This window comes from Chromobacterium indicum (genome assembly GCF_039708975.1).
GTDB lineage: Bacteria > Pseudomonadota > Gammaproteobacteria > Burkholderiales > Chromobacteriaceae > Chromobacterium > Chromobacterium piscinae.
On the sequence record NZ_JAYFSJ010000011.1, the window covers coordinates 117,756 to 142,765 of the forward strand.

At 64.1% G+C, this 25,010-nt stretch carries 26 protein-coding genes and 1 tRNA gene; 20 read left to right on the forward strand and 7 right to left on the reverse strand.

Annotated elements, in window-relative coordinates:
* Positions 1–112 precede the first annotated feature (112 nt).
* The 6 genes from metG to VA599_RS16145 all read left to right on the forward strand — a co-directional run bounded on the left by metG (position 113) and on the right by VA599_RS16145 (position 5,226).
* On the forward strand, positions 113–2,182 hold the full coding sequence (metG, locus tag VA599_RS16120; RefSeq protein ID WP_425536219.1) for a methionine--tRNA ligase: 2,070 nt from the start codon (positions 113–115) through the stop codon (positions 2,180–2,182).
* 465 nt (positions 2,183–2,647) lie between these two features.
* Positions 2,648–2,833 carry a hypothetical protein gene (locus VA599_RS16125; protein WP_021476952.1) on the forward strand — a complete coding sequence of 62 codons (186 nt, stop codon included), beginning with the start codon at positions 2,648–2,650 and terminating at the stop codon, positions 2,831–2,833.
* Between the two features lie 153 nt (positions 2,834–2,986).
* Positions 2,987–3,613, forward strand: coding sequence for a VC0807 family protein (locus VA599_RS16130; RefSeq protein ID WP_346789487.1), 627 nt, complete (start codon positions 2,987–2,989; stop codon positions 3,611–3,613).
* Positions 3,614–4,049: 436 nt separating this feature from the next.
* A tRNA-Met gene (locus tag VA599_RS16135) sits at positions 4,050–4,126 on the forward strand.
* Positions 4,127–4,366: 240 nt separating this feature from the next.
* On the forward strand, positions 4,367–4,606 hold the full coding sequence (locus VA599_RS16140) for a hypothetical protein (RefSeq protein WP_346789488.1): 240 nt from the start codon (positions 4,367–4,369) through the stop codon (positions 4,604–4,606).
* A gap of 416 nt (positions 4,607–5,022) precedes the next feature.
* Positions 5,023–5,226, forward strand: coding sequence for a cold-shock protein (locus tag VA599_RS16145; RefSeq protein ID WP_021476955.1), 204 nt, complete (start codon positions 5,023–5,025; stop codon positions 5,224–5,226).
* A 104-nt stretch (positions 5,227–5,330) separates the two neighbouring features.
* Here VA599_RS16145 and VA599_RS16150 read toward each other — a convergent pair whose 3' ends face one another.
* Both VA599_RS16150 and yaaA read right to left on the reverse strand, forming a co-directional pair.
* Positions 5,331–5,810: a GNAT family N-acetyltransferase gene (locus VA599_RS16150; protein ID WP_346789489.1), complete on the reverse strand. Its 480-nt coding sequence runs from the start codon at positions 5,808–5,810 to the stop codon at positions 5,331–5,333.
* 57 nt (positions 5,811–5,867) lie between these two features.
* Positions 5,868–6,641, reverse strand: a complete 774-nt coding sequence (gene yaaA / locus VA599_RS16155) for a peroxide stress protein YaaA (protein WP_346789491.1) — start codon at positions 6,639–6,641, stop codon at positions 5,868–5,870.
* A 110-nt stretch (positions 6,642–6,751) separates the two neighbouring features.
* Here yaaA and dtd point away from each other — a divergent pair, with 110 nt between their 5' ends.
* Together dtd and VA599_RS16165 are read left to right on the forward strand one after the other, a co-directional pair.
* Positions 6,752–7,204: a D-aminoacyl-tRNA deacylase gene (gene dtd / locus VA599_RS16160; protein ID WP_346789493.1), complete on the forward strand. Its 453-nt coding sequence runs from the start codon at positions 6,752–6,754 to the stop codon at positions 7,202–7,204.
* Between the two features lie 4 nt (positions 7,205–7,208).
* The gene (locus VA599_RS16165) at positions 7,209–8,270 is read left to right on the forward strand and encodes an FUSC family protein (RefSeq protein WP_346789495.1); all 1,062 of its coding nucleotides are present in this window, start codon (positions 7,209–7,211) and stop codon (positions 8,268–8,270) included.
* A 68-nt stretch (positions 8,271–8,338) separates the two neighbouring features.
* Here the strand turns inward: VA599_RS16165 and VA599_RS16170 are convergent, their stop codons facing one another.
* Together VA599_RS16170 and gloB are read right to left on the reverse strand one after the other, a co-directional pair.
* Positions 8,339–10,165 carry a lytic transglycosylase gene (locus VA599_RS16170; RefSeq protein WP_346789497.1) on the reverse strand — a complete coding sequence of 609 codons (1,827 nt, stop codon included), beginning with the start codon at positions 10,163–10,165 and terminating at the stop codon, positions 8,339–8,341.
* Between the two features lie 169 nt (positions 10,166–10,334).
* A complete protein-coding gene (gene gloB / locus VA599_RS16175) occupies positions 10,335–11,102 on the reverse strand; it encodes a hydroxyacylglutathione hydrolase (protein WP_346789498.1) in 768 nt (255 codons plus the stop codon).
* A gap of 13 nt (positions 11,103–11,115) precedes the next feature.
* Here gloB and VA599_RS16180 point away from each other — a divergent pair, with 13 nt between their 5' ends.
* From VA599_RS16180 to VA599_RS16225, 10 genes are all read left to right on the forward strand, one after another.
* Entirely contained in the window at positions 11,116–11,880 is a 765-nt protein-coding gene (locus tag VA599_RS16180) for a class I SAM-dependent methyltransferase (protein ID WP_021476962.1), read from the forward strand.
* A gap of 10 nt (positions 11,881–11,890) precedes the next feature.
* Entirely contained in the window at positions 11,891–12,334 is a 444-nt protein-coding gene (rnhA, locus tag VA599_RS16185; protein ID WP_021476963.1) for a ribonuclease HI, read from the forward strand.
* Between the two features lie 52 nt (positions 12,335–12,386).
* Positions 12,387–13,103 (forward strand): DNA polymerase III subunit epsilon, encoded by a 717-nt coding sequence (dnaQ, locus tag VA599_RS16190; RefSeq protein ID WP_021476964.1) that lies wholly within the window; start codon positions 12,387–12,389, stop codon positions 13,101–13,103.
* A gap of 4 nt (positions 13,104–13,107) precedes the next feature.
* Positions 13,108–13,794, forward strand: a complete 687-nt coding sequence (gene ispD, locus VA599_RS16195) for a 2-C-methyl-D-erythritol 4-phosphate cytidylyltransferase (RefSeq protein WP_104946356.1) — start codon at positions 13,108–13,110, stop codon at positions 13,792–13,794.
* 15 nt (positions 13,795–13,809) lie between these two features.
* The gene (ispF, locus tag VA599_RS16200) at positions 13,810–14,286 is read left to right on the forward strand and encodes a 2-C-methyl-D-erythritol 2,4-cyclodiphosphate synthase (protein WP_346789500.1); all 477 of its coding nucleotides are present in this window, start codon (positions 13,810–13,812) and stop codon (positions 14,284–14,286) included.
* A gap of 221 nt (positions 14,287–14,507) precedes the next feature.
* Positions 14,508–15,167, forward strand: a complete 660-nt coding sequence (gene rpiA / locus VA599_RS16205) for a ribose-5-phosphate isomerase RpiA (RefSeq protein ID WP_021476967.1) — start codon at positions 14,508–14,510, stop codon at positions 15,165–15,167.
* Positions 15,168–15,282: 115 nt separating this feature from the next.
* A complete protein-coding gene (phoU, locus tag VA599_RS16210; RefSeq protein WP_021476968.1) occupies positions 15,283–15,987 on the forward strand; it encodes a phosphate signaling complex protein PhoU in 705 nt (234 codons plus the stop codon).
* Between the two features lie 141 nt (positions 15,988–16,128).
* Positions 16,129–17,622, forward strand: coding sequence for an exopolyphosphatase (ppx, locus tag VA599_RS16215; protein ID WP_234004553.1), 1,494 nt, complete (start codon positions 16,129–16,131; stop codon positions 17,620–17,622).
* 7 nt (positions 17,623–17,629) lie between these two features.
* Positions 17,630–18,694 carry a magnesium/cobalt transporter CorA gene (gene corA / locus VA599_RS16220; protein ID WP_021476970.1) on the forward strand — a complete coding sequence of 355 codons (1,065 nt, stop codon included), beginning with the start codon at positions 17,630–17,632 and terminating at the stop codon, positions 18,692–18,694.
* Between the two features lie 78 nt (positions 18,695–18,772).
* A complete protein-coding gene (locus VA599_RS16225; protein WP_346789502.1) occupies positions 18,773–19,006 on the forward strand; it encodes a DUF1902 domain-containing protein in 234 nt (77 codons plus the stop codon).
* A 233-nt stretch (positions 19,007–19,239) separates the two neighbouring features.
* On the opposite strand, the gene pncA is transcribed toward VA599_RS16225, so the two are convergent.
* A complete protein-coding gene (gene pncA, locus VA599_RS16230) occupies positions 19,240–19,872 on the reverse strand; it encodes a bifunctional nicotinamidase/pyrazinamidase (protein WP_346789503.1) in 633 nt (210 codons plus the stop codon).
* 127 nt (positions 19,873–19,999) lie between these two features.
* Between pncA and VA599_RS16235 the strand changes: the two genes are divergently transcribed.
* A complete protein-coding gene (locus VA599_RS16235) occupies positions 20,000–22,345 on the forward strand; it encodes a heavy metal translocating P-type ATPase (protein WP_346789505.1) in 2,346 nt (781 codons plus the stop codon).
* A 38-nt stretch (positions 22,346–22,383) separates the two neighbouring features.
* Positions 22,384–22,593: a heavy-metal-associated domain-containing protein gene (locus VA599_RS16240; RefSeq protein WP_021476973.1), complete on the forward strand. Its 210-nt coding sequence runs from the start codon at positions 22,384–22,386 to the stop codon at positions 22,591–22,593.
* A gap of 80 nt (positions 22,594–22,673) precedes the next feature.
* Here VA599_RS16240 and VA599_RS16245 read toward each other — a convergent pair whose 3' ends face one another.
* Positions 22,674–22,991 (reverse strand): DUF190 domain-containing protein, encoded by a 318-nt coding sequence (locus VA599_RS16245; RefSeq protein ID WP_021476974.1) that lies wholly within the window; start codon positions 22,989–22,991, stop codon positions 22,674–22,676.
* Between the two features lie 98 nt (positions 22,992–23,089).
* On the reverse strand, positions 23,090–24,985 hold the full coding sequence (locus VA599_RS16250) for a M14 family metallopeptidase (RefSeq protein WP_346789507.1): 1,896 nt from the start codon (positions 24,983–24,985) through the stop codon (positions 23,090–23,092).
* Positions 24,986–25,010 lie beyond the last annotated feature (25 nt).

The window sequence follows — 25,010 nt, forward strand, 5'->3', positions numbered from 1 at the left end:
CGCGCGTCCCGGGCTTGTGTTTTTTGTGCGCGGCAATATCGGCGGCGCGGCGCGATGGCCGCCCGTCCGTTCTGTCTCTATAATCGATCGCTTGAGATTGCCTGACTGGGGAATGATTCGAATGACCAAACGCAAGATTCTGGTGACCAGCGCGCTGCCTTACGCCAACGCGGGGCTGCACCTGGGCCACATGCTGGAACAGATCCAGACCGATATCTGGGTGCGCTTCCAGAAGATGCGCGGCCACGAATGCTATTACGTGTGCGCCGACGACACTCACGGCGCGCCCATCATGCTGGCCGCCGAGAAGCGCGGCATCACGCCCGAGCAGCTGGTGAATGAAGTGCGCGAGCTGCACGTCGCCGATTCGCAGGGTTTCCTGATCGGCCACGACAACTACTACAGCACCAACAGCCCGGAAAACAAGGCGCTGGCGGAGCAGGTCTACCTGGCGCTGAAGGCCGACGACAAGATCGCCTGCCGCACCATCGAGCAACTGTTCGACCCGGAAAAGCAGATGTTCCTGCCGGACCGCTTCGTCAAGGGCGAATGCCCGAAGTGCGCGTCCAAGGATCAGTACGGCGACAACTGCGAAGTCTGCGGCGCCACCTACGCGCCGACCGAGCTGAAGAACCCGTACTCGGCGGTGTCCGGCGCCAAACCGGTGCTGAAAACCTCCGAGCACTACTTCTTCCGCCTGGGCGAATGCGCGGACTTCCTGAAAGCCTGGACCAGCGGCTCCAGCCGCCGCGCCGACGGCGCCGTGCAGCAGCATCTGCAGCCGGAATCGCTGAACAAGATGAACGAGTGGATCGGCGGCGGTCTGCAGGATTGGGACATCAGCCGCGACGCGCCGTACTTCGGCTTCGAAATCCCGGGCGCGCCGGGCAAGTACTTCTATGTGTGGCTGGACGCGCCGATCGGCTACATGGCCAGCTTCAAGAACCTGTGCGAGCGTCTGAGTCTGAACTTCGACGAATGGTTCGCCAAGGATAGCCAGACCGAGATGTACCACTTCATCGGCAAGGACATCCTGTATTTCCACGCGTTGTTCTGGCCGGCGATGCTGAACTATTCCGGCCTGCGTTCGCCGACCGGCGTGTTCGCCCACGGCTTCCTGACCGTGGACGGCCAGAAGATGTCCAAGTCGCGCGGCACTTTCATCCAAGCCAAGAGCTATCTGGATTGCGGCCTGAACCCGGAGTGGATGCGCTACTACATCGCCGCCAAGCTGAACGGCCGCATCGAGGACATCGACCTCAACCTGAACGACTTCGTCGCGCGGGTGAATTCCGACCTGGTCGGCAAGTTCGTCAATATCGCCAGCCGCTCCGCCGGCTTCATCGCCAAGCGCTTCGACGGCATGCTGGCCGCCCAGGTGTCCGACGGCGAGATCCTGGCCAAGCTGCAGGCGGCGGCCGAAGAACTGGCCGCCGCCTACGAGGCGCGCGAATACGCGAAGGCGTTGCGCGACGTGATGGCGCTGGCCGATGTGGTGAACGGCTACGTGGACGCCAACAAGCCGTGGGAGCTGGCCAAGCAGGAAGGCCAGGACGCGCGCTTGCAAGACGTCTGCACCGTGCTGGTCAACGCCTTCCGCCTGCTGGCCATCTACCTGAAGCCGGTACTGCCTAAGCTGGCCGAGGGCGTGGAAGCCTTCCTGGACGTGGCACCGCTGTCCTGGAGCGACGCGGAAACCCTGCTGTTGGGCAAAAAGATCAATGCCTACCAGCACCTGATGCAGCGCATCGACCCGGCGCTGATCGACAAATTGATAGAAGCGAACAAACAGAATATGCAAGCTACCCAAGACGCGCCGGCCGCCGCCGCGCACGAGCCGCTGGCCGAAACCATCAAGATCGACGACTTCGCCAAGGTGGATCTGCGCGTCGGCAAAGTGCTGGAGTGCAACTTCGTCGAAGGCTCGGACAAGCTGCTGCAGTTCAAGGTGGATCTGGGCTTCGAAACCCGCAACATCTTCTCCGGCATCCGCAAGGCATATCAGGAACCGGAAAAGCTGGTGGGCCGCCACGTGATCGTGGTCGCCAACCTGGCCGAGCGCAAGATGCGCTTCGGCGTGTCGCAGGGCATGATCGTCTGCGCGTCCGGCGTGGACGACAGCGAAGGCCTGTTCCTGCTGGACGTGGACGCAGGCGTCAAGCCGGGCATGCGCGTCGGCTGATTTCCACCGTCCGCCATTGACCTAGGTCATGGCGGATAAGTAGTATCACCAGGTATTTTGATGATGCTTGGTTATCCTGGCCCCGGTTGCCATATTGGTAACTGGGGTCTTGTTTTACCCTTAAGGAAAGTTGCTAGGCGGCGGGCACTGCTTTCTTGTCCGATTGCGGCCATGGTCTTTTGTCATCGCCGTGTGGCGAACACTGACAAAAGTCCAGCTGCGGCGAACCGTCGGCTTGCTATAGCATGGTGGATTGCGCGGATGCTACGGTTGTGCCGCGCGGATCAGCGCTGTAGTGGGCGCTTGCGGATGATGGACTTCGTCACGGGCTTGTCATCCACGCCTGCTAGATTGCAGGCAGGCAACAGATTGACTGTGCGCCTGGCTGGAACTTTTTCCGGCGGACACTGACAAACAACGAATATCTATCTGTTTTTTATCGAAAAAAAGAATAAGGATTGAATTATGAAAATCTCGCAACTGAAGCCGGGCTACAAAGTTTTCGAACATAAGGAGTGCGGCGACGTGGTTCACTATGAAGTGATCAGCGTGCGCCAGGTCGGCAAGATGTTTGAAGTGACTTTCAAGTCCGCGCTGGGATTGGCCAGCGCGATGTATCCGGCCAACGGATTCATCCAGGCCGCGGCCTGAGTCTTCCCAATTCCGAATCGTCGGCCGGAGAGCCGGCGCGCCAAGCCCCGCCTAGAGCGGGGCTTGGTTTTTTGCGCGGCGGCGAGGATGGCTCCGCATTGACAATTGCATGATGGGTCTGCACTGTAACGATTTCATTTTGGAGTCCGCGCCATGCCGCGACGCGCCTTGCTGCTGCTCGAACTGGTCGTCAATTTCCTGCTGCCCTGGCTTTGTTACCATTGGGCCAAGCCGCATTGGGGCGAAATGGGCGGCTTGCTGCTGTCGGCTGCGCCGCCGATAGCCTGGAGCTTGTGGGAGCTGTGGCGGACGCGACGGGTGGATGCTCTCAGCATGATGGTGCTGCTGGGGATCGCGCTGTCGTTGCTGGCGATGTTGCTGGGCGGCGGAGAGAAAATGCTGCTGTTGCGCGAATCCCTGCTGACGGGTTTGTTCGGCGCGGCATTCTTGTTGTCCTTGTTGTTGCCCCGTCCTTTGGTTTTCTATCTGGCGAGGGCGACGATAGAGCGCAAGGAAGAGGGCGGCCGGGAGCGCTGCGAGAGGCTGTGGCAGCAGGCGGCTTTCCGTGGCGGGATACGGACGATGACTGTGATGTGGGGTGTGGGCTTGGTGGCGGAAATGGCGCTGCGCAGCTGGCTGGCCTGGCATTGGCCGGTGGAGCGTTCGGTGCTGCTGTTGCCTTGGATCAGTTATGGCGTGATGGGTGCGCTGACCGCGGCGACCTTGCTGATGCGCAAGCGAATGGGAGCTGGGCTGCCGCGAGCGACTGCCAGCAGCTGAGCAACTGGTATTTTATTGGCATTTTGTATCTATTTGGTATACAATCAGCCGGTTGGACAAAAAAAGAGGGCCGCGCGAGGCGGCCCGAAGTTCCGTGATGAACACTTAGGAGAACAGGCATCGCCTGGGCTGTACGCGCTGGCAGTCGCATGCAGCTTGCAACACCTGTCAAAATGCACAAGAGGCCGGCTGGCTCTCCATCAGGTTGGCAGACCCGGATGGCAAGCTGGTCGTCTTTGCTTTCGCATCAACGCCGACCACGATGTCAATGTAGCGGCTTTTTGTTGACCGCTTATGTTTTTGCGGCCGGCATCTGTTAAAGATTATGAAGTCGAAGTGCGATGGGTTTTAAAGAAAGTTTCATTTGGCTGTTGACAGTAAATATACTGTTCGGTATAGTTCACTTCTCTGCACGAAGCGCAGAACAGAATTCAGACGCGGGGTGGAGCAGTCTGGTAGCTCGTCGGGCTCATAACCCGAAGGTCGTAGGTTCGAATCCTGCCCCCGCAACCAAATAAGTAAAGCATTTAGGCCAACTTTTCGAAGTTGGCCTTTTTGCTTTTCCGGCTACTGTAACCGCGGTGCAAGCGGATTCGATCCATTTCGGCCGCTGTGAGTCCGCGTGGCCAGAAGGCGGCATCTGCGTGATGCGCTTCCAAGCATCCCCCTCGCCAAGCTGCCTGTTGTTTCCTACCTCCAGCCGGGCATCGTAGACCAGACGAATCTGCTGAGTGCTGTCTTGAGGCCGTCCGCGTGGGCGTACAAGGCCGCGGCTTTGCCATGGTGGCGGGCGGGGTGCGCAAGCTGGCAGAACGCACGGCTCAGGCATGGCCGAGGTCACCGCAAACTCAGGGCATGCAGCAGACGCAGAGCGCCGTGGATCAGCGCGTGGGCCTGGCTTGGAGCGCGGCAAGCGAGATCGAGGGCATCGGCGGGCTAATGCCGCGGGCGGTGGAGACTTTCGCGCAAATTATCTACCTCACCTGGGAGTAGTCCTCTGTTGTCGGCAACGTCGTCGACGACGCCGAGTGCATCAAGGGCATGGCTCGTTCCTTGTCGGAGGCTGCGCAGAGCGCTGGCTCGATCTTGGATCAAGCTACTAAGCCCAGGGGCGCGGTGGAGAGGTTCCATATTTAGCCGCGCTGGGCGGGGCCGGGCAGGAGTAAGCCGGGTCGGTTTGGGCTCCGGTTGCTCTGCGCCTGTCGCGGCGCCGGCTTGAGCCCTTCCTTAATAATATTGTTGACAACTGAAAAGTAATCGGTGCAAAATTAAAGAAGCAGGATCTTCAAGCGTCATATCTATCGACACCTCGTTGCCCACCCCGTTGGTCTTCTTTGTTTCCTTATCTATTCCTTGATTATCATGCTTTTGGCGATTTTATTGCCGCTAACCGACACAAGGAGTGCATTATGGAAACGGGTACCGTTAAGTTTTTCAACGACGCAAAAGGCTTTGGTTTTATCACCCCGGACAATGGTGGTGATGATCTGTTCGCTCATTTTTCTGAAATTCGTGCCGATGGGTTCAAGTCCCTGCATGAAGGCCAAAAGGTAAGCTACACCCGCGCTATGGGCCAAAAGGGCCCGGCAGCATCCGGCATTCAGCCTCTCTAAATTATTGCTGCTATCAAAAAAGCCCCTAGCGGGCTTTTTTTTGCCTGGGTCTTTCAAGTGAAAAACCGAGGCTAAGCCTCGGTTTTTTGCATTCCGGCGTTCGATCATGCCGCAAAGGCTTTCAAGGCCTCGCCATCGAAGCGGTAGTAAATCTTGTCAGCCACGATGCTGGCGCCGATGCTGCGATAAAACGCCATCGCGTCCGCATTGCCTCGCTCCGCCGTCCAATCCAGCCGTTTGCAGCCGTGCTCCATGGCATGGCGGGCCAGCGCCTTCATCAAGGCCTTGCCTGTGCCGCCGCCGCGCGCTTCAGGAATGGCGAACAAATCCTTCATGAACAATTGGCCGCCATATTCCGGCGCTGGGTATAGCAGCGAAAAGGTCGCGAGGCCGATGGCGATGTTCTCGCGTTCCGCCAGCATGACTTGCACGCCGCAATGCGCTTGGAACAAGTTGCCGGCCACGTAGCGGGCGGAGGCCTCGCGGCTTGCCCGTTCGGGGCCGAAGTAGTGCAAGTCGATCCGGTAGAACAATTCGGCCAGCGCCGAGGAGTCGGCCGGCGTCGCAAGGCGGGTGGCGATCATGCCTTTTCCTGTCAGATAAAGGCACGATCTTAATGACGATGGTCTGGGCTGGCCAGCTTATTCGCGGTCGCGGCGAAATACCCAGTTCAGTTCGTTCGAAGCCGCCGCGTCGAAGGCGTAGCCTTCGCTGTCGAAGCCGCGCAGCTGCTCCGGATCGACAACGCCGCGCTCGGCGGCCCAGCGCGCCATCAGGCCGCGCGCGCGCTTGGCGTAGAAGCTGATGATCTTGTACTGGCCATTCTTTTTATCCTGGAACACCGGGGTGACGATGGCCGCGTTGAGCGCCCGGGGTTTCACCGATTTGAAATACTCATCCGATGCCAGGTTCACCAGCGTGCGCTGGCCCAGCGCTTCCAATTGCGCGTTGAGCCTGGCGGTAACTGTTTCTCCCCAGAACTCGTACAGATTCTTGCCGCGTCCGTTGGATAGGCGGGTGCCCATTTCCAGCCGGTAGGCCTGCATCAGGTCGAGCGGGCGCAGCACGCCGTACAGGCCGGACAGGATGCGCAGATGGTTCTGCAGGTAGCCGACGGCGGGTTGAGCCAGCGTGGCGGCATCTAGGCCTTCGTAGACGTCGCCCATGAAGGCGTAGATCGCCTGCTTGGCGTTGTCGGGAGTGAACGGGCGCTGCCAGTCGGCGTAGCGGCCGACGTTGAGATTGGCCAAGGCGTCGCTGATGCTCATCAGTTTGGCGACGTCCAGCGGGCTTTTTTGGCGCAGGACGCCGATCAGCTCGGCGCTGTGATCCAGCAGGTCGGGCTGGCTGTATTGGTCGACGGCGGGCGGGTTTTGGTAATCCAGCGTCTTGGCCGGCGAGATGACCATCAACATGCGGCGTTTCCTTTTCTTGAGTTGGCGCTATTGTACCGAAGCGCGGCGGCTCGCGTCCGCCGCGAAGGAATGGGTAGAATGAAACGAGAGTCACGACGAGGAATGTTCGAATGCGGGTGCTGGTGCAAAGGGTAAGCCAGGCGGCGGTGAGGGTGGAGGGGCAAACGGTGGGCGAGATAGGCGCCGGAGCCTTGCTGCTGGTTGGCGTGGAGGAGGAGGATGGGCCGGACGACATCGTCTGGCTGGCGCGCAAGATCAGCCAGCTGCGCATCTTCAACGACGAGGCGGGGGTGATGAACCGCAGCCTGCTCGATTGCGGCGGCGACGCGCTGGCGGTCAGCCAGTTCACGCTCCATGCCAGCGTGAAGAAGGGCAATCGGCCCTCGTACTCGCGCGCGGCGCGCGGCGAGATCTCGCAACCGCTGTTCGACAGTTTCGTCGCCGAGCTGGTCGCCGCGCTGGGCAAACCGGTGCCGACCGGCGTATTCGGCGCGGACATGCAGGTCAGCCTGATAAACGACGGCCCGGTCACGATCTGGCTGGACAGCCGGAATCCGGAGTAGAGGCATGGGCGGGAGATGGCAGCATCCGTGGCGGGTTCTGGTGGTGCCTTACTACCTGAACCGCTATGCGCGACAGGCGCATGTGTTGCGGGTGGCGTTGGCTTTTCTGGCTGGCCTGGCGCTGGTGTTGGCCACCGGCATCCCCCACGGCGGCTGGATGCTGGTGACGATCCTGATCGTGCTGGGCGGGGTGCCGCACTGGGGCGGCGTCAGGCGCAAGGCGCTGGAGCGGATGGGCGGCTCTCTGCTGGGCGCGGTAGCCGGGCTGGCCGCCATTCTGCTGCACGGCGTATCGCCGTATCTCTGCTATGCCTGGATGCTGGCGGTGGTGGCGCTCAGTTGCTGGCACGCGCAGGGCAAAGGAGGCTATCTGGCATTGCTGACCGGCATCACGCTGGTGATCGTCGGCGGGCTGGGCGACGAGCCGATCAACGAGGCGCTGTGGCGCAGCTGCAATGTGCTGATCGGTTCGCTGATCGGCATGGCCGCCGCCGCCACGCTGCCGCTGCGAGCGCTGGACAGCTGGCGTTTCCTGCTGGCGGACAATCTGCGCGAGGCCGCGCTGCTGTACAACCGCATCGCGCGCCGGCTGCCGGTGGAGGGCGACGCGGCGCTGGACCAGTTCAACAGCCGGTTGATCCGCTTGCGCGGCCTGCTGCCCGCGGTGACGCAGGAGTCGGCGCTGTCGCACCGCCAGCTGGATCAGGTCCAGCGTTGCCAACGCAGCATCTGGACCTTGCTGGATCGGATGGGCGAGGTATCGGCATCCACCCCGGCCTTGGCGGAGGAGCGTTCGCCGCGGCGGGCCATCGTCCGCACCTTGCTGCGGGCGGCGCACGCCTTGCGCTTCAACCAGCCGCAGCTGCTGGCCGACCCCTTGCCTGCGGCCGACAATCCCGCGCGGATGCGCGAGCCCACGCATTGCCATTGGCTGGTGGCCGAGTTGTCGTTGACGGTCGAGGAGCTGCGCGGACAATTGCAGGATATCCTGCCGCAATTGATCGCCGCGCCGCCGCCGGCGCGCAGCCTGGTGAGGAGGATGCGCGGCGCGCCCAGAAAGTCCTGATGATTTAATGAAAATCGGCCCGGTATTTTCGGGCCGATTTCATGCGGGCATTGCCGTTTTTCGATTGATTACAGGCCGACGATCTTGACCTTCTGGCCCGGTTGCAGATGGTTGGGGTGCCGGCTGCCGTTGATGCGCTGAATGTCGTTGTGGGTGACGCCGAAACGGCGGGCGATGCTGAACAGCGTGTCGCCGCGCTGAACCACGTATTCCTTGCTGCGGTGGGCATGGCTTGCGTTGGCGGCCGGGCGGCGCTCGGCTACCTTGACCAAGGCTGGATCCGCGCCGTCGTCGTCGCTGTTGGCGACGAGATTATCGGTTGCGCTGTCGGCTTTCAGTTTCAGTTTTTGGCCAACCTGGACCAGATTGCCGTCCAGTTGATTCAGCGTTTTCAGGTCGTTGATGTCGAGATTGCTGCGGCGGGCGATGCTGTACAGCGTGTCGCCGCTGGCGACGGTGTAGCTGCCGAGATCGCGGGTGGCCAACGAGCGGGCGGCGGCGCTGTCTTCGGCGGTATTGGCCGAACTGGCCAGCAGCACGGCTTGGCGCGCGGCGAGGCCGGTGTCTGTTGCTGGCTGCGGCGTGATTTGCGGCTGGACGGAGGCGACGGCTGTCGGCGCCGCGGCCTGCGGCGTTGCTGCCAGCGCGACCTGCGTCACCGCAGGCTGGGCCGTAGCAGGGGCCGGTTCGGCTTGCGCGATCAGCGTCGCGCCGGCACTGACCGGCGCATCGCCGATCGGGGTATCCACCGATTCGAACGACTGGCCGTCGTTCAGCGGCTTGTTCATCGCCACCAGCACCGGCTGGCCGGCTTTCAGCGTGCCGCCGCTGATGCGGTTGGCCGCGATCAGCTGGCCGCTGCTCATGCCGTGGTCGCCGGCGACGGCGTTGATGTTCTCGTCGCTCTTGGGAACGTAAACTTCCCAGGTCAGAAGCGGCTTGCTCCACTTGTCCAGATTGGCCTGGAACTTGTCGACCTTGGCGGCCGGCAACAACATTTGGCGGCCGGCCTTGTAGGCGAACACCGGCAGGTTGAAGGCCGGGTTCAATTCCTTGAATTCCGCCACCGAGATGCCGGCCAGCTTGGCGGCGATGTCGATGTTCATGTGCTTGCCGGTGGAGACGGCGACGAAGTAGGGCTTGTTGGGGAATTTGTCCAGGTGGACGCCGTACTTGTCCGGGCTGAGCAGAATGTTGCGCACCGCCAGCAGCTTGGGCACGTAGTTGCGCGTCTCGTTCGGCAGGCGGATGTTTTCGTAGGTGGGTTCGATGCCGCTGGCCTGGGCCTTGGCGATCGCGCGGGCCAGATTGCCTTCGCCCCAGTTGTACGCGGCCAGCGCCAGGTTCCAGTCGCCGAACTGGGCGTACAGGTTCTGCAGGTAGTCGAGCGCGGCGCGGGTGGCGTCGGTCACGTCGCGGCGGCCGTCATACCACCAGGTCTGCTCCAGCCCGTAATGGCGGCCGGTGGCCGGCATGAACTGCCACAAGCCGGCGGCGCCGACGCGGGAATTGGCGGTGGGCACGAAGGCGCTTTCCACCATCGGCAGCAGCGCGATCTCGGTCGGCATGCCGCGGCGCTCCACCTCGTTCATGATGTGGAACAGGTATTTGCGGCTGCGGTCCAGCGTGCGTTTGAAGTATTCGGGACGGCTGGCGTAGAAACGCTCCTGGCGGCGGACGGTGTCGGCGTTGACCTCATCCAGCTGAAAGCCTTCGCGCACGCGCTTCCAGACGTCGTCGCCGTTACGCAGCAGGCTGGAGTTCAGCAGCATCATGTCGAGGCCGGCGGCCATCGCCTCGTCCACGCCGGAAGACGGCGCGGGGCCGGCCAGGGCCAGCGATGCGAATGGCAATGCGAGCGACACGGCGAGTGCCAATGGAGTGAAGCGTTTCATTCAGACGAGCCCGTATTTCTGATTCCGGCTGATGCTAAACATGCGTCAGGGGGGTGTCAATTGAAAAAGGCAAATCATTTCATGCGCTTTCATTGCTTATAGCCCATTTCGCGAGCAAGTGAAGGGCTCCGCGGATGGACTGCGAAAAGTTACGTATCCGGCATGCCTGTCAGCGAAAATCGTTCTTCCATTCCCGCAGCATGGCGAAGCAGGTTTCCTCGCTGTCGCCGGGATGTCCGCCGCGCTGCCGCAGCGCTTCGCGCAGCGCCGGTTCGCCGCTGCGCAGGAAGGGGTTGCTGGCGGTTTCCAGCGCGATGGTGCTGGGCAGGGTGGGCAATCCGCGTTCGCGCAGCGCGCTGTCGCGGCTGTGGCGCATCGCGAGTATCGGATTATGCTGATCGGCAGCCAGCGCGAAGCGCAGATTGGACAGCGTGTATTCGTGGGCGGGGTAAACCTTGGTTTGCGGCGGCAATCGGGCCAGTTTTTTCAGCGAAGCCAGCATCTGTTCCGGCGTGCCTTCGAATACCCTGCCGCAGCCTGCGGCGAACAGAGTGTCGCCGCAAAACAGCGCGTCGTCCAGCAGGTATGCCAGGTGGTCCAGCGTGTGGCCGGGCACTTCCAGCACCTTGGCCTGTCCCATGTCCAGCTCGATGGCGTCGCCCTCCGTCACCGGATGGCTGACGCCGGGAATGCCGGCCGGGCCATAGACAGGAACGCCCGGACAGGCGCGCAGCAGCTCCGGCAGGCCACCGCAATGGTCGGCGTGGTGGTGGGTGATCAGCACGGCCTCCAGCCGCAGCTTCTCCTGCTCCAGATAGCGCAGCAGCGGCGCGGCTTCGCCGGGGTCCACGGCGACGGCGCGAGCGCCCTCGCGCAAAACCCAGATATAATTGTCAGTGAATGCCCCTACCGGGGCGATGCTAAACGTGGCTGCCATAAGGCTTTCCCCCATGAAAAATTCGTTTGGCGCCTGGCTGACCGGCACCGAGCTCGGACGTTACCTGCTGCAGCGCGAGCAGGAATATTTCGAGCGGGCGGTGGCCGACGCCTTCGGCTACCACGCGGTGCAGGTCGGGTTGCCGGAAATGGATTGCTTGAGCGGCAACCGCATTCCCTGGCAGTGCCGGGTGGCCGATTACGGCGATGTCGACGTGCGCTGCGATCCCGCCTTCCTGCCGTTCGAAACCCGCAGCCTGGATCTGCTGGTGATGCCCCATGTGCTGGATTTTACCACCCAGCCGCACCAGGTACTGCGCGAAGCGGACCGCGTGTTGATGCCGGAGGGCCGGCTGATCCTGACTGGCTTCAACCCGCTGTCGCTGTGGGGCGTGCGGAGGCTGATCCAGGGCCGGGAATCGGCGCCCTGGAACGGCAATTTTTTCACCCAGCCCCGGATCAAGGACTGGCTGGCGCTGCTGGAGCTGGAACTGGAGGAAGGCGCCTTCATGGCGTATGCGCCGCCGTTTTCGCGCCAGGACTGGCTGGGCCGATGCGGCTTCATGGAAGACGCGGGCGAACGCTGGTGGCCGCTGGCGGCCGGGGTATATGGAATCGAGGCGGTCAAGCGCCAGCGCGGCATGCGGCTGATCACGCCCAACTGGAAGCAGCAGGCCAAGAAGAAGGGCGCGCTGGGCGTGGTGGCGGGCAACGAGCGCCAGCACACGCACAAGCGGCCGGAAACAACCGAGCGGGACGGCGTATCGTCCTGCCAATGAACGAGACAGCATGACGACAGAAGACAGAGTCGAGATTTACACCGACGGCGCCTGCAAGGGCAATCCCGGCCCCGGCGGCTGGGGCGCGTTGATGCGTTACAAGGGCAAGGAAAAGGAATTGTTCGGCGGCGAGCGCGGTACCACCAACAATAGAATGGAAATCATGGCCGTGATCCGGGCGCTGGCGTCGTTGAACCGGCCGTGCAAGGTGGTGGTCTACACCGACTCCCAGTATGTGCAGAAGGGCATTTCCGAATGGATACACGGCTGGAAGGCGCGCGGCTGGAAAACCGCGGCCAAGGAGCCGGTGAAGAACGCCGATCTGTGGCAGGAGCTGGACGCCGAGCGCAACCGCCATCTGGAAGTGGAGTGGCGCTGGGTGAAGGGCCACTCCGGCCACGAGTTCAACGAGAGAGCCGATCAACTCGCCAACAAGGGCGTGGAGTCGGTCTGACCAGTAGACACACCGCGGCGCCGTCGATACGGTTTCGCGGGCAGGACGCAGCATGAGACAGATTATTCTCGATACCGAAACCACCGGTCTCGATCCGCAGCAGGGCCACCGCATCATTGAGTTCGCCGGCCTGGAAATGGTCGGCCGCAAGCTGACCGGCAAGCACCTGCATCTTTACATCCATCCGCAGCGGGAGATCGATCCCGATGCCCAGCGCGTGCACGGCATCTCGCTGGAGTTTCTGGACGGCAAGCCGGTGTTCTCCAAGGTGGGGCAGGAAATCGCCGATTTTCTGCGCGGCGCCGAGCTGATCATCCACAACGCGCCCTTCGACATCGGCTTTCTCAACGCCGAGTTCGCCAAGATCGGCATCGAGCCGATCGACAAGCTTTGCGCCAGCGTGATCGACACGCTGCGCGAAGCGCGCGACATGTTTCCGGGCAAGCGCAACAGCCTGGACGCCTTGTGCGACCGCTTCGAGATCGACCGCTCCAACCGGACCCTGCACGGCGCGCTGGTGGACTGCGAGCTGTTGTCCGAAGTCTATCTATGGATGACGCGCGGCCAGGAAAGCCTGGCGATGGACATCGAGGTGGAGCTGCCGGGAGACGCTGGCGCCATCCAGTTCGAGCGCAAGCCGCTGAAAGTGCTGGCCGCCAGCGAGGCCGAAGAGGCCGAGCATCAGGCTTATCTGGATGTGTTGGACAAGACGGTGAAGGGCGCCTGCGTCTGGCGCGGCCTGGAGCAGCCGGCGCAGGCGGGGGATTGAGGCGATGGCCAGAATGATCGCGCTGGTGCCGGCGGCGGGCTCCGGCAGCCGCTTCGGCGCGCCCAGCCCCAAGCAATATCTGCAATTGAACGGCAAGCCGCTGATGTGGCACACGCTGGCCACGCTGGCGGCGGTGCCGGGGGTGGACGAAGTGGCGGTGGTGGTGTCGCCGCAGGACGAATGGTTCGACGGTTTCGACTGGGATCTGCCCAAGCTGTCGGTGCGCCGAGTCGGCGGCTCCAGCCGCGCCGAAAGCGTGGCCAATGGACTGGCCGCGCTCGCCTGCGCCGAGGACGACTGGGTGCTGGTGCACGACGCCGCGCGCTGCTGCCTGTCGGTGGCCGCCGTGGAGCGCCTGATCGCAGCCTTGTCCGGCCATGCGGTGGGCGGCCTGCTGGCGCTGCCGGTGCCGGACACCGTCAAGCGCGCCGACGCCGACGGCCATGTCGCCGCCACCGTGCCGCGCAACGGCCTGTGGCTGGCGCAGACGCCGCAGATGTTCCGCGCCGGCGTGCTGGAGAACGCGCTGCGCGGCGTGGCGGCCGAGGACATCACCGACGAGGCGGCCGCCGTCGAGCGCCTGGGATTGAAGCCGCTGCTGGTGGAGGGCGACGCGCAGAACTTCAAGGTCACCTATCCGCGCGACCTGGCGCTGGCCCGCGCCATCCTGGCCGCGCGCGAAGACTACTGAACAGCAAGGAAGAACATGTTTCGCATCGGACAAGGCTACGACGTGCACCAATTGGTGGAAGGCCGCCCGCTGATTCTGGGCGGAGTGGACGTTCCGCATGACAAGGGCCTGCTCGGCCACTCGGACGCCGACGCGCTGCTGCACGCGATCACCGACGCGCTGCTGGGCGCCGCCGCGCTGGGCGACATCGGCCGCCATTTCCCGGACACCGCAGTCGAATTCAAGGGCGCCGACAGCCGCGCGCTGCTGCGCGAAGCGGCGGCGCGGGTGCGGGCTGCCGGCTGGCGGCCGGTCAATGTGGACAGCACGCTGATCGCGCAAAGGCCGAAGCTGGCGCCGCACATCGACGAGATGCGCGCCAATATCGCGGCGGATCTGGGGCTGGATGTCGGCGCGGTCAACGTCAAGGGCAAGACCAACGAGAAGCTGGGTTATCTGGGCCGCTGCGAGGCGATAGAGGCGCAGGCTGTCTGCCTGCTGATGCCGGCCTAAGCGCCGCGGCCAAAAAACGCTGATCCAGAGCCGAGCCTCTGCGCCGTGTGGCTTGAATGGCTCGCTTTGGCGAGCCTCGGGCCAGCGGGATGATCAACTTGCTCTGCAAGATTTTGAACAAGCGGCCAGGCGTCATGCCGGCGCAGTCCGCTTATGGGATAATCGCGCATCATCGCTCATGCCGGGCATGGGCGGCACAACACCAACCAGGAGGCCCCATCATGCTGACCCAGGATCAACTGAAACTCGCCGTCGCCAAGAAGGCGCTGGAATTCGTGCCGGAAGACGCCATCATCGGCGTGGGCACCGGCAGCACCGTCAATCTGTTCATCGAGGAACTGGCCGGCATCAAGGGGCGCATCAAGGGCGCGGTATCCAGCTCCGAGGCCTCCACCGCGCGGCTGAAGGCTCACCACATTCCGGTGTTCGACCTGAACGAAGTGGAGAAGCTGCCGGTGTATATCGACGGCGCCGACGAGATCAACCACCACCTGCACATGATCAAGGGCGGCGGCGCGGCGCTGACGCGCGAGAAGATCGTCGCCGGCGTGGCCGACGAGTTCATCTGCATCGCCGACGAGCAGAAGTACGTGGCCATGCTGGGCGCTTTCCCGCTGCCGATCGAGGTGATTCCGATGGCGCGCAGCTACGTCGCGCGCGAGCTGGTGCGTCTGGGCGGCCACCCGGAACTGCGCCAGGGCGTGACCACCGACAACGGCAACGTGATCCTGGACGTGCACGGCCTGCAGATCATGAAGCCGGTGGAGCTGGAGGAAATCATCAACCACATCGCCGGCGTCGTCACCTGTGGCCTGTTCGCCCGCCGCCGCGCCGACGTGCTGGTGCTGGGCAAGCAGAGCGGCGTGGAAGTGCTGCGCTGAGGCGAATCCTGTCCGTCCCGGCCGGCTGGACGCGGCCGGGCGAAGATGGCATGTCACGCGGCTGTCATCTGCTTGTCTTACAATTTACCATTTTCGCGAGATTTCCGAGGCAAACATGGCAGAACACATTTCCAAGCAGTTCGATCTGGAGCTGGAAACCATCCGTACCCGTGTGCTGCAGATGGGCGGCCTGGTGGAGCAGCAGATCCTGTCCGCCGTCGATGCCCTGATGGCCGGCGACGTGCCGCGGCTGGACAAGGTGATGGCCGAGGACGCGCTGGTCAACGCGATGGAAGTCGGCATCGACGACGACTGCCTGCATATCATCGCCCGCCGCCAGCCGGCGGCCAGCGATCTGCGCATCGTCTTCACCGTGATCAAGATCATCACCGATCTGGAGCGCATCGGCGACGAGGCGGCCAAGATCGCGCGGATGGGCAAGACCATCCACCAGTCCGAACGCTTCCAGATGCCGCGCTTCCGCGAAATCGAAAAGATGGCAGACGTGGCGCTGGCGATGCTGCGCCGCGCGCTGGACGCCTTCGCCCGGCTGGACACCAGCGCCGCGCTGGAGCTGGCCGAGGAAGACCAGCGGCTGGACGAGAATTTCGCGTCCGAGCTGCGCCAGCTGATCACCTTCATGATGGAAGATCCGCGCACCATCAGCATGTCGATCGACACGCTGTTCATCTCCAAGGCCATCGAGCGCATCGGCGACCACGCCAAGAACATCTCCGAATACGTGGTCTACCTGGTCAAGGGCAAGGATATCCGCCACACCACGCTGGAAGACATCAAGCGCGAAACCATGGGACGCTGAGCGGCGCGGTCCGGACATGACGCTGAGCGCAAAATGGCGGTAACATCTCGCGGTTACCGCCATTTTGCTTGCCGGGCGCGCCGGGCGTTGTTCGCTCCGCTGCGGCCCCGCGGGCGCAACCGAACAAGAAAAGGGGTGTCCTTGACACACGCCACGCCCCCGCACACCGTGCTGGCCACCATCGATCTGGGTTCCAACAGCTTCCGGCTGCAAGTGTCCCGCGTGGTGGACGACCAGCTGTACGCCCTGGACGTGATGAAAGAAACCGTGCGCCTGGGCGCCGGCCTCACCGCCGACAAACACCTGAACGACGACACCCAAGAGCGCGCGCTGGCCTGCCTGGCCCGTTTCGGCGAGCGGCTGCGCGGCTTCGTGCCCGCCCAGGTCCGCGTAGTCGGCACCAACACGCTGCGCGTGGCCAGGAACGCGCCGGCCTTCATCGCCGAGGCCGAGGAGCGGCTGGGCTTCCCGATCGAAGTGATCGCCGGACGCGAAGAAGCGCGGCTGATCTACCTGGGCGCCGCCCACTCGCTGCCGGACACCAAGGAGCGCCGGATGGTGGTGGACATCGGCGGAGGCTCCACCGAATTCATCATCGGCAGCCATTACAAGGCGCTGGTCACCGAAAGCCTGCCGCTGGGCTGCGTCAGCTACACGATGCGCTTTTTCCCGGACGGCAAGCTGACCCGCGGCAATTTCCGCGACGCCACGCTGGCCGCCCGCAACGAGATCCAGCGCATCCGCCACGAATACCGCCCCAGCGAGTGGCAGATCGCCGTCGGCACTTCCGGCACCGCGCGCTCGCTGCGCGACGTGCTGGAGATCAATGACTGGAGCCGAGCCGACATCACCCTGGCCGGCATGGAGCAGTTGCGCGAAGTATTGATCAAGCAGGGCAGCATAGACGCGATCAAGGTCAACGGCCTGAAGGCCGATCGCGCGCCGGTGCTGGCCGGCGGCCTCGCCATCATGATCGCGGTGTTCGAGGAGCTGGAAGTCGAGAAGATGATCGTCACCGAGGGCGCGCTGCGCGACGGCGTGCTCTACGATCTGCTGGGCCGCCAGCGCGAGAAGGACATGCGCGACAGCACGGTGGCGCTGTTCAAGCGCCGCTACCACGCCGACGCGCAGCAGGCCGAGCGCGTCAACCAGCTGGCCGAGCGCCTGTACCGGATGCTGGCCGGCGAGGACGTGGACCAGGACATGCTCAAGCGCCTGTCGTGGGCGGCCAAGCTGCATGAGATCGGCCTGACCATCGCCCACACCGCCTACCACAAGCATTCGGCCTATATCCTGCAGAACGCCGACATGCCGGGCTTCTCTAAGCGCGAGCAGGCCACGCTGGCCGCCATCGTGCTGGGCCACCGCGGCGACATGGGTAAGATGGCGCAATACATCAGCCAGCCGGCCTTGTGGCAGGCGGTGGTGGCGCTGCGCGTCGCGGTGCTGTTCTACCGCAGCCGCATCAACGCCGCGCTGCCGGCGGAGCTGGACCTGAGCCAGCACGCGCGCGGCTTCACGCTGTCGCTGAGCGGCGACTGGCTGGAGGCCAACCCGCTGTCGGCCAGCAGCTTCCAGCAGGAAGTGGGCCAGTGGAAGAATGTCGGCTTCCAGCTCGACATCGTGCAGAAATAAGCCGCCGATGCGCCATCCGGAATTGAAGGAGAGGCTGCCGACGCTGGGCGAGCAGGCGGGGACGTTGCTGCCGGTGGGCGAGGCCAAGCACGCGGGCACCAAGTTGTCGCTGTTCGACTTCTGCGCCGATGAGGCGATCGAGCTGGCCGACCTGCCGCTGGCCAATCTTGCCAGCTACCGCCGCCGCGGCGAGGTGCTGTGGCTCAATGTCTACGGCCTGAGCGACGCCGCCGCCATCCAGGCGATAGGCGAGCGCTTCGGTTTGCACCCGCTGGTGCAGGAGGACATCCTCAACGCCCGCCAGCGGCCCAAGCTGGAAGACTACGAAGACTATCTGTTCCTCGCCTGCCGCGTGTTCGATTACCAGCAGGGCGGGCGGCTGCAATCCGACCAGATGTACCTGGTGCTGGGCGACGGCTTCGTGCTGTCGTTTCAGGAAAAGCCCACCGGCGTGTTCGAGCAGGTGCGCGAGCGGCTGCGCAAGGGTCGCGGCGCATTGCGCCGCCGCGGCGCCGACTACCTGGCCTATTCGCTGCTGGACGCCATCATTGACGACTACTTCGGCGTGCTCGGCCAGTTCAACGACAAGGTGGAGCGCACCGACGGCCAGCTGCTGGCAGGGCGCGACAACGGCGTGCTGCGCCAGATCCAGCGGCTGAAGCGCGATTGCCTGAAACTCAGGCGCGCGCTGCTGCCGCTGCGCGAGGTGCTGCTGTCGCTGAACCGCGGCGACGAGGAGCGCTTCGGCGAGGATACCCGCGTCTACCTGCGCGACGCCTACGACCACGTGGTCCATGTGCTGGAGTCGTTGGAGATGAACCGCGAAATGGTCGGCGACATGATGGACTTGTATCTTTCCACCCAGTCGCACCGGCTCAACTTGCAGATGCGGGTGTTGACGGTGATCACGATGATCTTCATGCCGCTGACGCTGATCGCCGGCATCTACGGCATGAATTTCGAGTACATGCCGGAGTTGAAGTGGCATTACGGCTACTTCATCGTGCTGCTGGCGATGGGCGGGATTTCCGCTGGCATGAGCTGGTGGTTCTGGAAGCGGCGGTGGATTTGACGCTCTATCTTCGCGGTGCCATCATGAATCGAAGCTTAAATAGGCTATTGATTCTAGTCAGAATTACGGGAGAGAGCCATGAAGCCGTTTTCGGTTCATGCAATCTGGGACGATGAAGCCGGTGTTTGGGTGGCCAGCAGTAAAGATGTACGAGGGCTGGTCGCAGAGGCGGCTACGCGTGAGGAGCTGGTGGCCATGCTTAAGGCTCGCATTCCGGAGTTGCTGGAGCTGAATGATCAGCCTTTGCCCGAGGGAGAGATTCGTTTTCGTCTGAAATCGGAACAGGTCTCAACCGAGGTAATTTGTGACTGACTTTACCGCTGTGGTAAAGAAAAAGTTGAAGGAGCATGGCTGCCGCTTTGATCGCCAAGGGAAAGGCGACCACGAAATCTGGTATAGCCTCATCACAGATACGAAATTTCCGGTGGATAGCAGTATTCGGTCCAGGCATGCCGCAAATGAGATCGTGAAGCAGGCGGGCATCCACCACCATTTCTGATCACGAATCATGTCAATCAGCCGGCAATGCACCGGCTGATTGTGCTTTACACCTCGTCGGAGCGTAGCCGCTTGACGCCGGCCTGCCGCATTTCCATCCAGGCCTCGGCCAGCGAGCCGTCCATGTCTATCGCCCGGCAGGCATCCTCCACCACGAAGGTCTCGAAACCGGCGGCGCAGGCGTCGATGGCGCTCCAGGCCACGCAGAAATCGGTGGCGAGGCCGGCCAGCCATACCTTTTTCACCCCCAGCGCGTTCAAGTAAGCGGCCAGGCCGGTGGTGGCGGCGCGGTCGGCTTCGACGAAGGCGGAATAACTGTCCACCTGCGCGTGGACGCCCTTGCGCACGATCAGCCGGGCGTGCTCGGTTTCCAGCTCGGGGTGGAAGTCGGCGCCTCGGCTGCCGGCGACGCAGTGGTCCGGCCACAGCGTTTGCGGGCCGTAGGGCAGGTCGAGGCTCTGGAAGGGCTGCATGCCGGGGTGGCTGGAGGCGAACGACACGTGCCCGGCCGGATGCCAGTCCTGGGTCAGCACCACGTTTTCGAACAGCAGCGACAGGTGGTTGATCAAGGGCACCACTTCGTCTCCGCCCGGTACGGCCAGCTCGCCGCCCGGACAGAAACTGTTCTGCACATCCACCACCAGCAATGCGCAGTCGGCACCATAGCGTTTCAGGGGCATGGGACTACCTTGTTGTTGTCGTCTTCCATCTTGTTAACACGGGCAGGCCCGCGGGTAAAGGGGGAGCGGGTCTTTCCACTCTTGCGTTTAATACCCCGTGGGGGTATAACAAGGGCAGGAGGATGCGATGACACAATCCCTGTTGACGCTGCCGGTCGCCGGCATGAGCTGCGCCGCCTGCGCAGCCCGCATCGAGAAGCAGCTGAACCGCATGGACGGCGTGGAGGCGGCGGTCAGTTTCGCCAATGAAAGCGCCCAGCTGCGCTACGACCCGGATCAAACCAAGCCGCAGCAACTGGTGGACGCCATCGTCCGCTGCGGCTTCGACGTGCCACGCCAGACGCTGGAACTGGGCATCGGCGGCATGAGTTGCGCCGCCTGCGCGGCCCGGCTGGAAAAGGCGTTGGGCCGATTGCCGGGCGTGGAGGCCAGCGTCAATTTCGCCGCCGAGTCGGCGCGGGTGGATTTCTTGCCTGGATTGACGGACCGCGACCGAGTGCTGGACGCGGTGCGCAAGGCCGGTTTCGAGCCCTCGCTGCGCGAGGATGGCGGCGGCGAGGCCGAAGCCGCCGCCCGCTACCGCCGCGAGCTGGCGTGGTTCGCCGCCTCCGCGCTGCTGACGCTGCCTTTCATGGTGGAAATGGCGGCGATGTTCGCCGGCGGCCACCATGGCTGGCTGCCCAGAATGTGGCAGCTGGCGCTGGCGACGCCGGTGCAGTTCATCGTCGGCTGGCGTTTCTACCGCGGCGCCTGGCAGGCGCTGCGCGGCGGCGTCGCCAATATGGACGTGCTGGTGGCGCTGGGCACCAGCATGGCCTGGCTGCTGTCGGCCGCTGTGACCCTGCTGGGTCTGGAAGACCAGCACGTGTATTTCGAGGCCAGCGCGGCGGTGATCACGCTGGTGTTGCTGGGCAAGCTGCTGGAGGCGAGGGCCAAGGGCAAGACCTCGGCGGCGATCGCCGCGCTGGTGAAGCTGGCGCCCAAGACCGCCCGCGTCGAGCGCGACGGCGAGCTGGTCGAGGTGGCGGTGGATAAGCTGCAACGCGGCGACTTGGTGGTGGTGCGCCACGGCGACAGCCTGCCGGTGGACGGCGAGGTGGTGGACGGCCAGGCCTGGCTGGACGAAAGCATGCTGACCGGCGAGAGCCGGCCGGTGGCCAAGCAGGCCGGCGACAAGGTCTACGCCGCCACTCGCAACCAGGATGGCATGCTCAAGGTGCGCGCCACCGGCGTCGGCGGCGATACCCAGCTGGCCGAGATCGTGCGCATGGTGGCGGCGGCCCAAGGCAGCAAGGCGCCGATCCAACGCTTGGCCGACAGCATTTCGGCCATTTTCGTGCCGGCGGTCAGCGCGGTGGCGCTGCTGACCTTCGTCTTGACCGGCTGGCTGTACGGCGACTGGGCGCAGGCCCTGATCCACGCGGTGGCGGTGCTGGTGATCGCCTGCCCGTGCGCGCTGGGCCTGGCCACGCCGACTGCGGTGATGGTGGGCGTGGGCAATGGCGCGCGCCGCGGCATCTTGTTCCGCAACGCCGCGGCGCTGGAGCAGGCCGGCAAGGTGGATGTGCTGCTGGTGGACAAGACCGGCACGCTGACCGAGGGCCGGCCGACGCTGCGCCATGCGTTGGCGCTGGATGGCGACGAGAACCGCTTGATCCAGCTGGCGGCCAGCGCCGAGGCCGGCTCCGAGCATCCGCTGGCCCATGCTTTGCTGCAGCGGGCGAAAGAATCGGCGCTGCCCTTGCTGGCTTGCGAGCGTTTCCGCGCCGACGTCGGCAACGGCGTCGAGGCCGCGCTGCCAGGCGTGGGCACGGTCAAGGTGGGCGTGCCGTCCTGGATCGGCCTGGCTCTGCCGCCAGAGGCGGCCGCCTGGCCGCTGGAGGGCAATACCGTGGTGGCGGTCAGCCTGGACGACCGGCCGCTGGGCCTGCTGGCCTTGGCCGATCCGCTGCGCGGCAGCTCCAAGGGCGCGGTCGCCGCGCTGCGCGGGTTGGGCGTCAAGGTGGTGATGCTGACCGGCGATCATGAGAGCACCGCGCGCAGCATCGCCGCCGAAGCCGGCATCGAAGAGTGGCGCGCCGGCATGAAACCGCAAGACAAGGCTGATGTGGTCAAATACTGGCAACAGCGGGGCAGCAAGGTGGCGATGCTGGGCGACGGCGTCAACGACGCGCCGGCGCTGGCCGCGGCCGACGTCAGCCTGGCGATGGGCGCCGGCTCCGACGTGGCCATCGCCGCCGCCGACATCACGCTGATGCACGGCGATCTGGCGCACGCGGTGGACGCCATCCGCCTGTCGCGCGCCAGCCTGGCCAAGATCCGCCAGAACCTGGCCTTCGCTTTCGTTTACAACGTGCTGGGCATTCCGCTGGCGGCCGCCGGCATGCTGAACCCGGTGATCGCCGGCGCGGCGATGGCGGCCAGCTCGGTGTCGGTGGTGTCCAACTCTTTGCTGCTTCGGCGCTGGCGCTGAAGCTTCAACCAACTTTTATTCCAACGATGGAGATGAACATGGCAGAACTGGTTTTGAACATAGACGGCATGACCTGCGGCGGCTGCGTGAAGAGCGTGACCGGCGTGCTGAACGGCATGGCCGGCGTCAGCGATGCCCAGGTGAGCCTGGAGGAAAAACAGGCGCGCGTGGCTTACGACGCTGAAACGGTATCGCCTGAGGAGCTGGCTGCGGCAGTCGCGGATGCAGGCTTCGATGTGACATTCTGATTTTCCGCGCAATCGCCCGGACCGTCTCGTTTCCCTGAGGGGCCGGGACGGTCTTCGCCATTTTGAGCCGAAGTCCGGCCTTACTTCTCTCCCAGCATGCCGTATTCCACCGGCGTCTTCACATAAAAAACCTTGACGCCTTCGCCGCGCAGCCGGTCCAGCAACATCTCGGCCTCCTGCGCGCTGAGCGCCATCGTCACCTCCTCGGGCTGATCGGCCAGCTCGAAGAAGCGGGCGGCGTGGATGCGGCGGTCGCCGCCGAAGCCCTCGCTGGCGGCGAACAGCGTGGCGCCGCCTATGCCCAGCCGGCGGGCCTCCTGCAAAATCCATTCCGCCAAGGGCACGCCGTGGTGGCGATGCCCCTGCTGGGTGAAGAACGACAGTTGGTAGCCTTGCATCGAGGGTCTCCGGTAGCGCTATCCGCCGGCGGCGGGCAAGGCGCCCGCCGGTACCTGCATTGTAGACCCGGCCGCCGCCGCGGGCGGCCGCAGCGTCCTCAGCGGATGACGCCTACCGGGTAGAGATAGCGGTTGCTGTCGGCGAAGGGCGTGCGCTCGTAGAACCAGTTGAGGCGGGCGTTGCGGTCCTTGGCGAACTTGGGGTCGGCCTTGAGCCTGGCGGCGAAGGCTTTGCGCAGTTCCGGGCTTTCCGCCAGCATCCGCCGCGCCATTGGCTCCATCACATAAGCTTCGGGCGCTTCGGCCGAGGTCAGGTTGGCGTTGAAGAAGCCCCAGCTGAGGAAGGAGTCCGGGCTGGACGGCTCCAGCAGCACCATGGCCAGCGCGCCCAGCGGCTGGTCGGGGTTGATGACGACAGATCCGGCCGGATAAGTGACCTTGCGCGGCATCGCCACCGGCTTGCCGCTGATCAGCAGTCGGCCTTCGTAGCCGGGAATCTTGTCGGCCGATTCGCGGTCCGGCTCGAACGGCGTGCCCAGCTTGACCTCATCCAGCCGATAGGCGGTGACGTCGAACGCGGTCGGCTTGTCCAGTGTGCTCATCGCGATGCCGTGCGTCTTCAGCCGCTCTATCACTTCCCGCCATTGCGCCGGCACCACGTAGGCCTTGGGCCGCGCGACGACCAGATCGGGCTCGGATTGCGGCGTGATCGGAATCTTGTAGTCTTGCGGCTGGTTGCTCCAGCGCACGATCTTGTCGCCGGTGATCGGCGATTGCGCCTTGTCGAATTTCACGCCCTTGAAGTCCACCATCTGCGGCTGGCCGTCGGCCGCTTTCCAGGTCAGCGTCACGTTCTTGGGCCGCGCCGCGCGGTCAGCGGCGATGGCGGCGCGCAGGCTATCCCGATTGGCGGCCACGCTTTCCAGAATGGCCTTGTACAGCGCGTAATTGCCCAGCACCTGCTGCTTGTACGGCTTGAGCGCGTGCAGCTCCACCAGGATGGCGGGGATGCCGCGCACGTCGGCGTACTGGTTGGAGAAGCGCGCCAGATCGCTGTAGTAGGGGTAGTAGCCCTTGCCGATGTCCTCGTTGTCGTTCATCGAGATGCAGACGTTGGGCTCGTGGCCGTAGGCGCGCAGCTGGCTGTAGACATAGGGCGTCATCACCTGGTCCATCCAGCGGCTGGAGGCCGGCGACCAGCCCTGGCCGTTGTTGCAGTAGGTGACGTCGTACCGGTAGTTGACGCCGTCGGTGCTGTGGGTGTCGATGAAGAAGTCCGGCTGGTACTGGCCGAGCACGCGCGCCACGTTGCGGATTTCCGGGCTGTCCAGTTTGGCGAAGTCGCGGTTCAGGTTGAGGTTGCGGCTGTTGACGCGCCAGCCGGTCTCGTCCGGACCATTCTGGTTGATGCGGCCGTATTTGCCATAGCGCACGTCGCCGTCGATGTTGACGGTGGGAACGAACAGAATGTTCACCTTGTCCAGCAAGGCGCGCTGCGCGCCGCCGACGGTCAGGTCGCGCAGCAGCATCAGGCCGGCGTCCTTGCCGTTCGCTTCGCCAGGGTGGATGCCGGCTTCGATGTAGACCGTCGGCTTGCCGGAGGCCTTGAGTCCGGCCGCGGACTTGTCGGCGCTGCTGGACGCCACCGCCATCATGAACGGCCGGCCCTCGCCGGTTTTTTCTTGCAATTCGGTCAGCTGGATCAGGTCAGGCTTCGCCGCCGCCAGCTTTTGCAGATAGGCCAGCGTTTCCGGATAGGGCGGCGTGTGGGCGAAGCCGGAGGCTTCTAGCGGCGTGGCCCAGGGATCGTCTTTGGCTGCGGCGAACTGCTGGCTTTTGCCATTCCAGGGGATGTCGGGCGGCAGCACGCGCTGGCCGGCGGTCTTGAGAAATTGGCTGGGATCGACGTAATCGGGCGCGGCGGGAGCGGCGGCCGCGGGCAGATTGGCCAGTACGGCGGCGAGAAAAGTCAGCGAAGGCAGAAGGCGGCGCATGGCAGGCTCCGGGAGTGAGGATCGC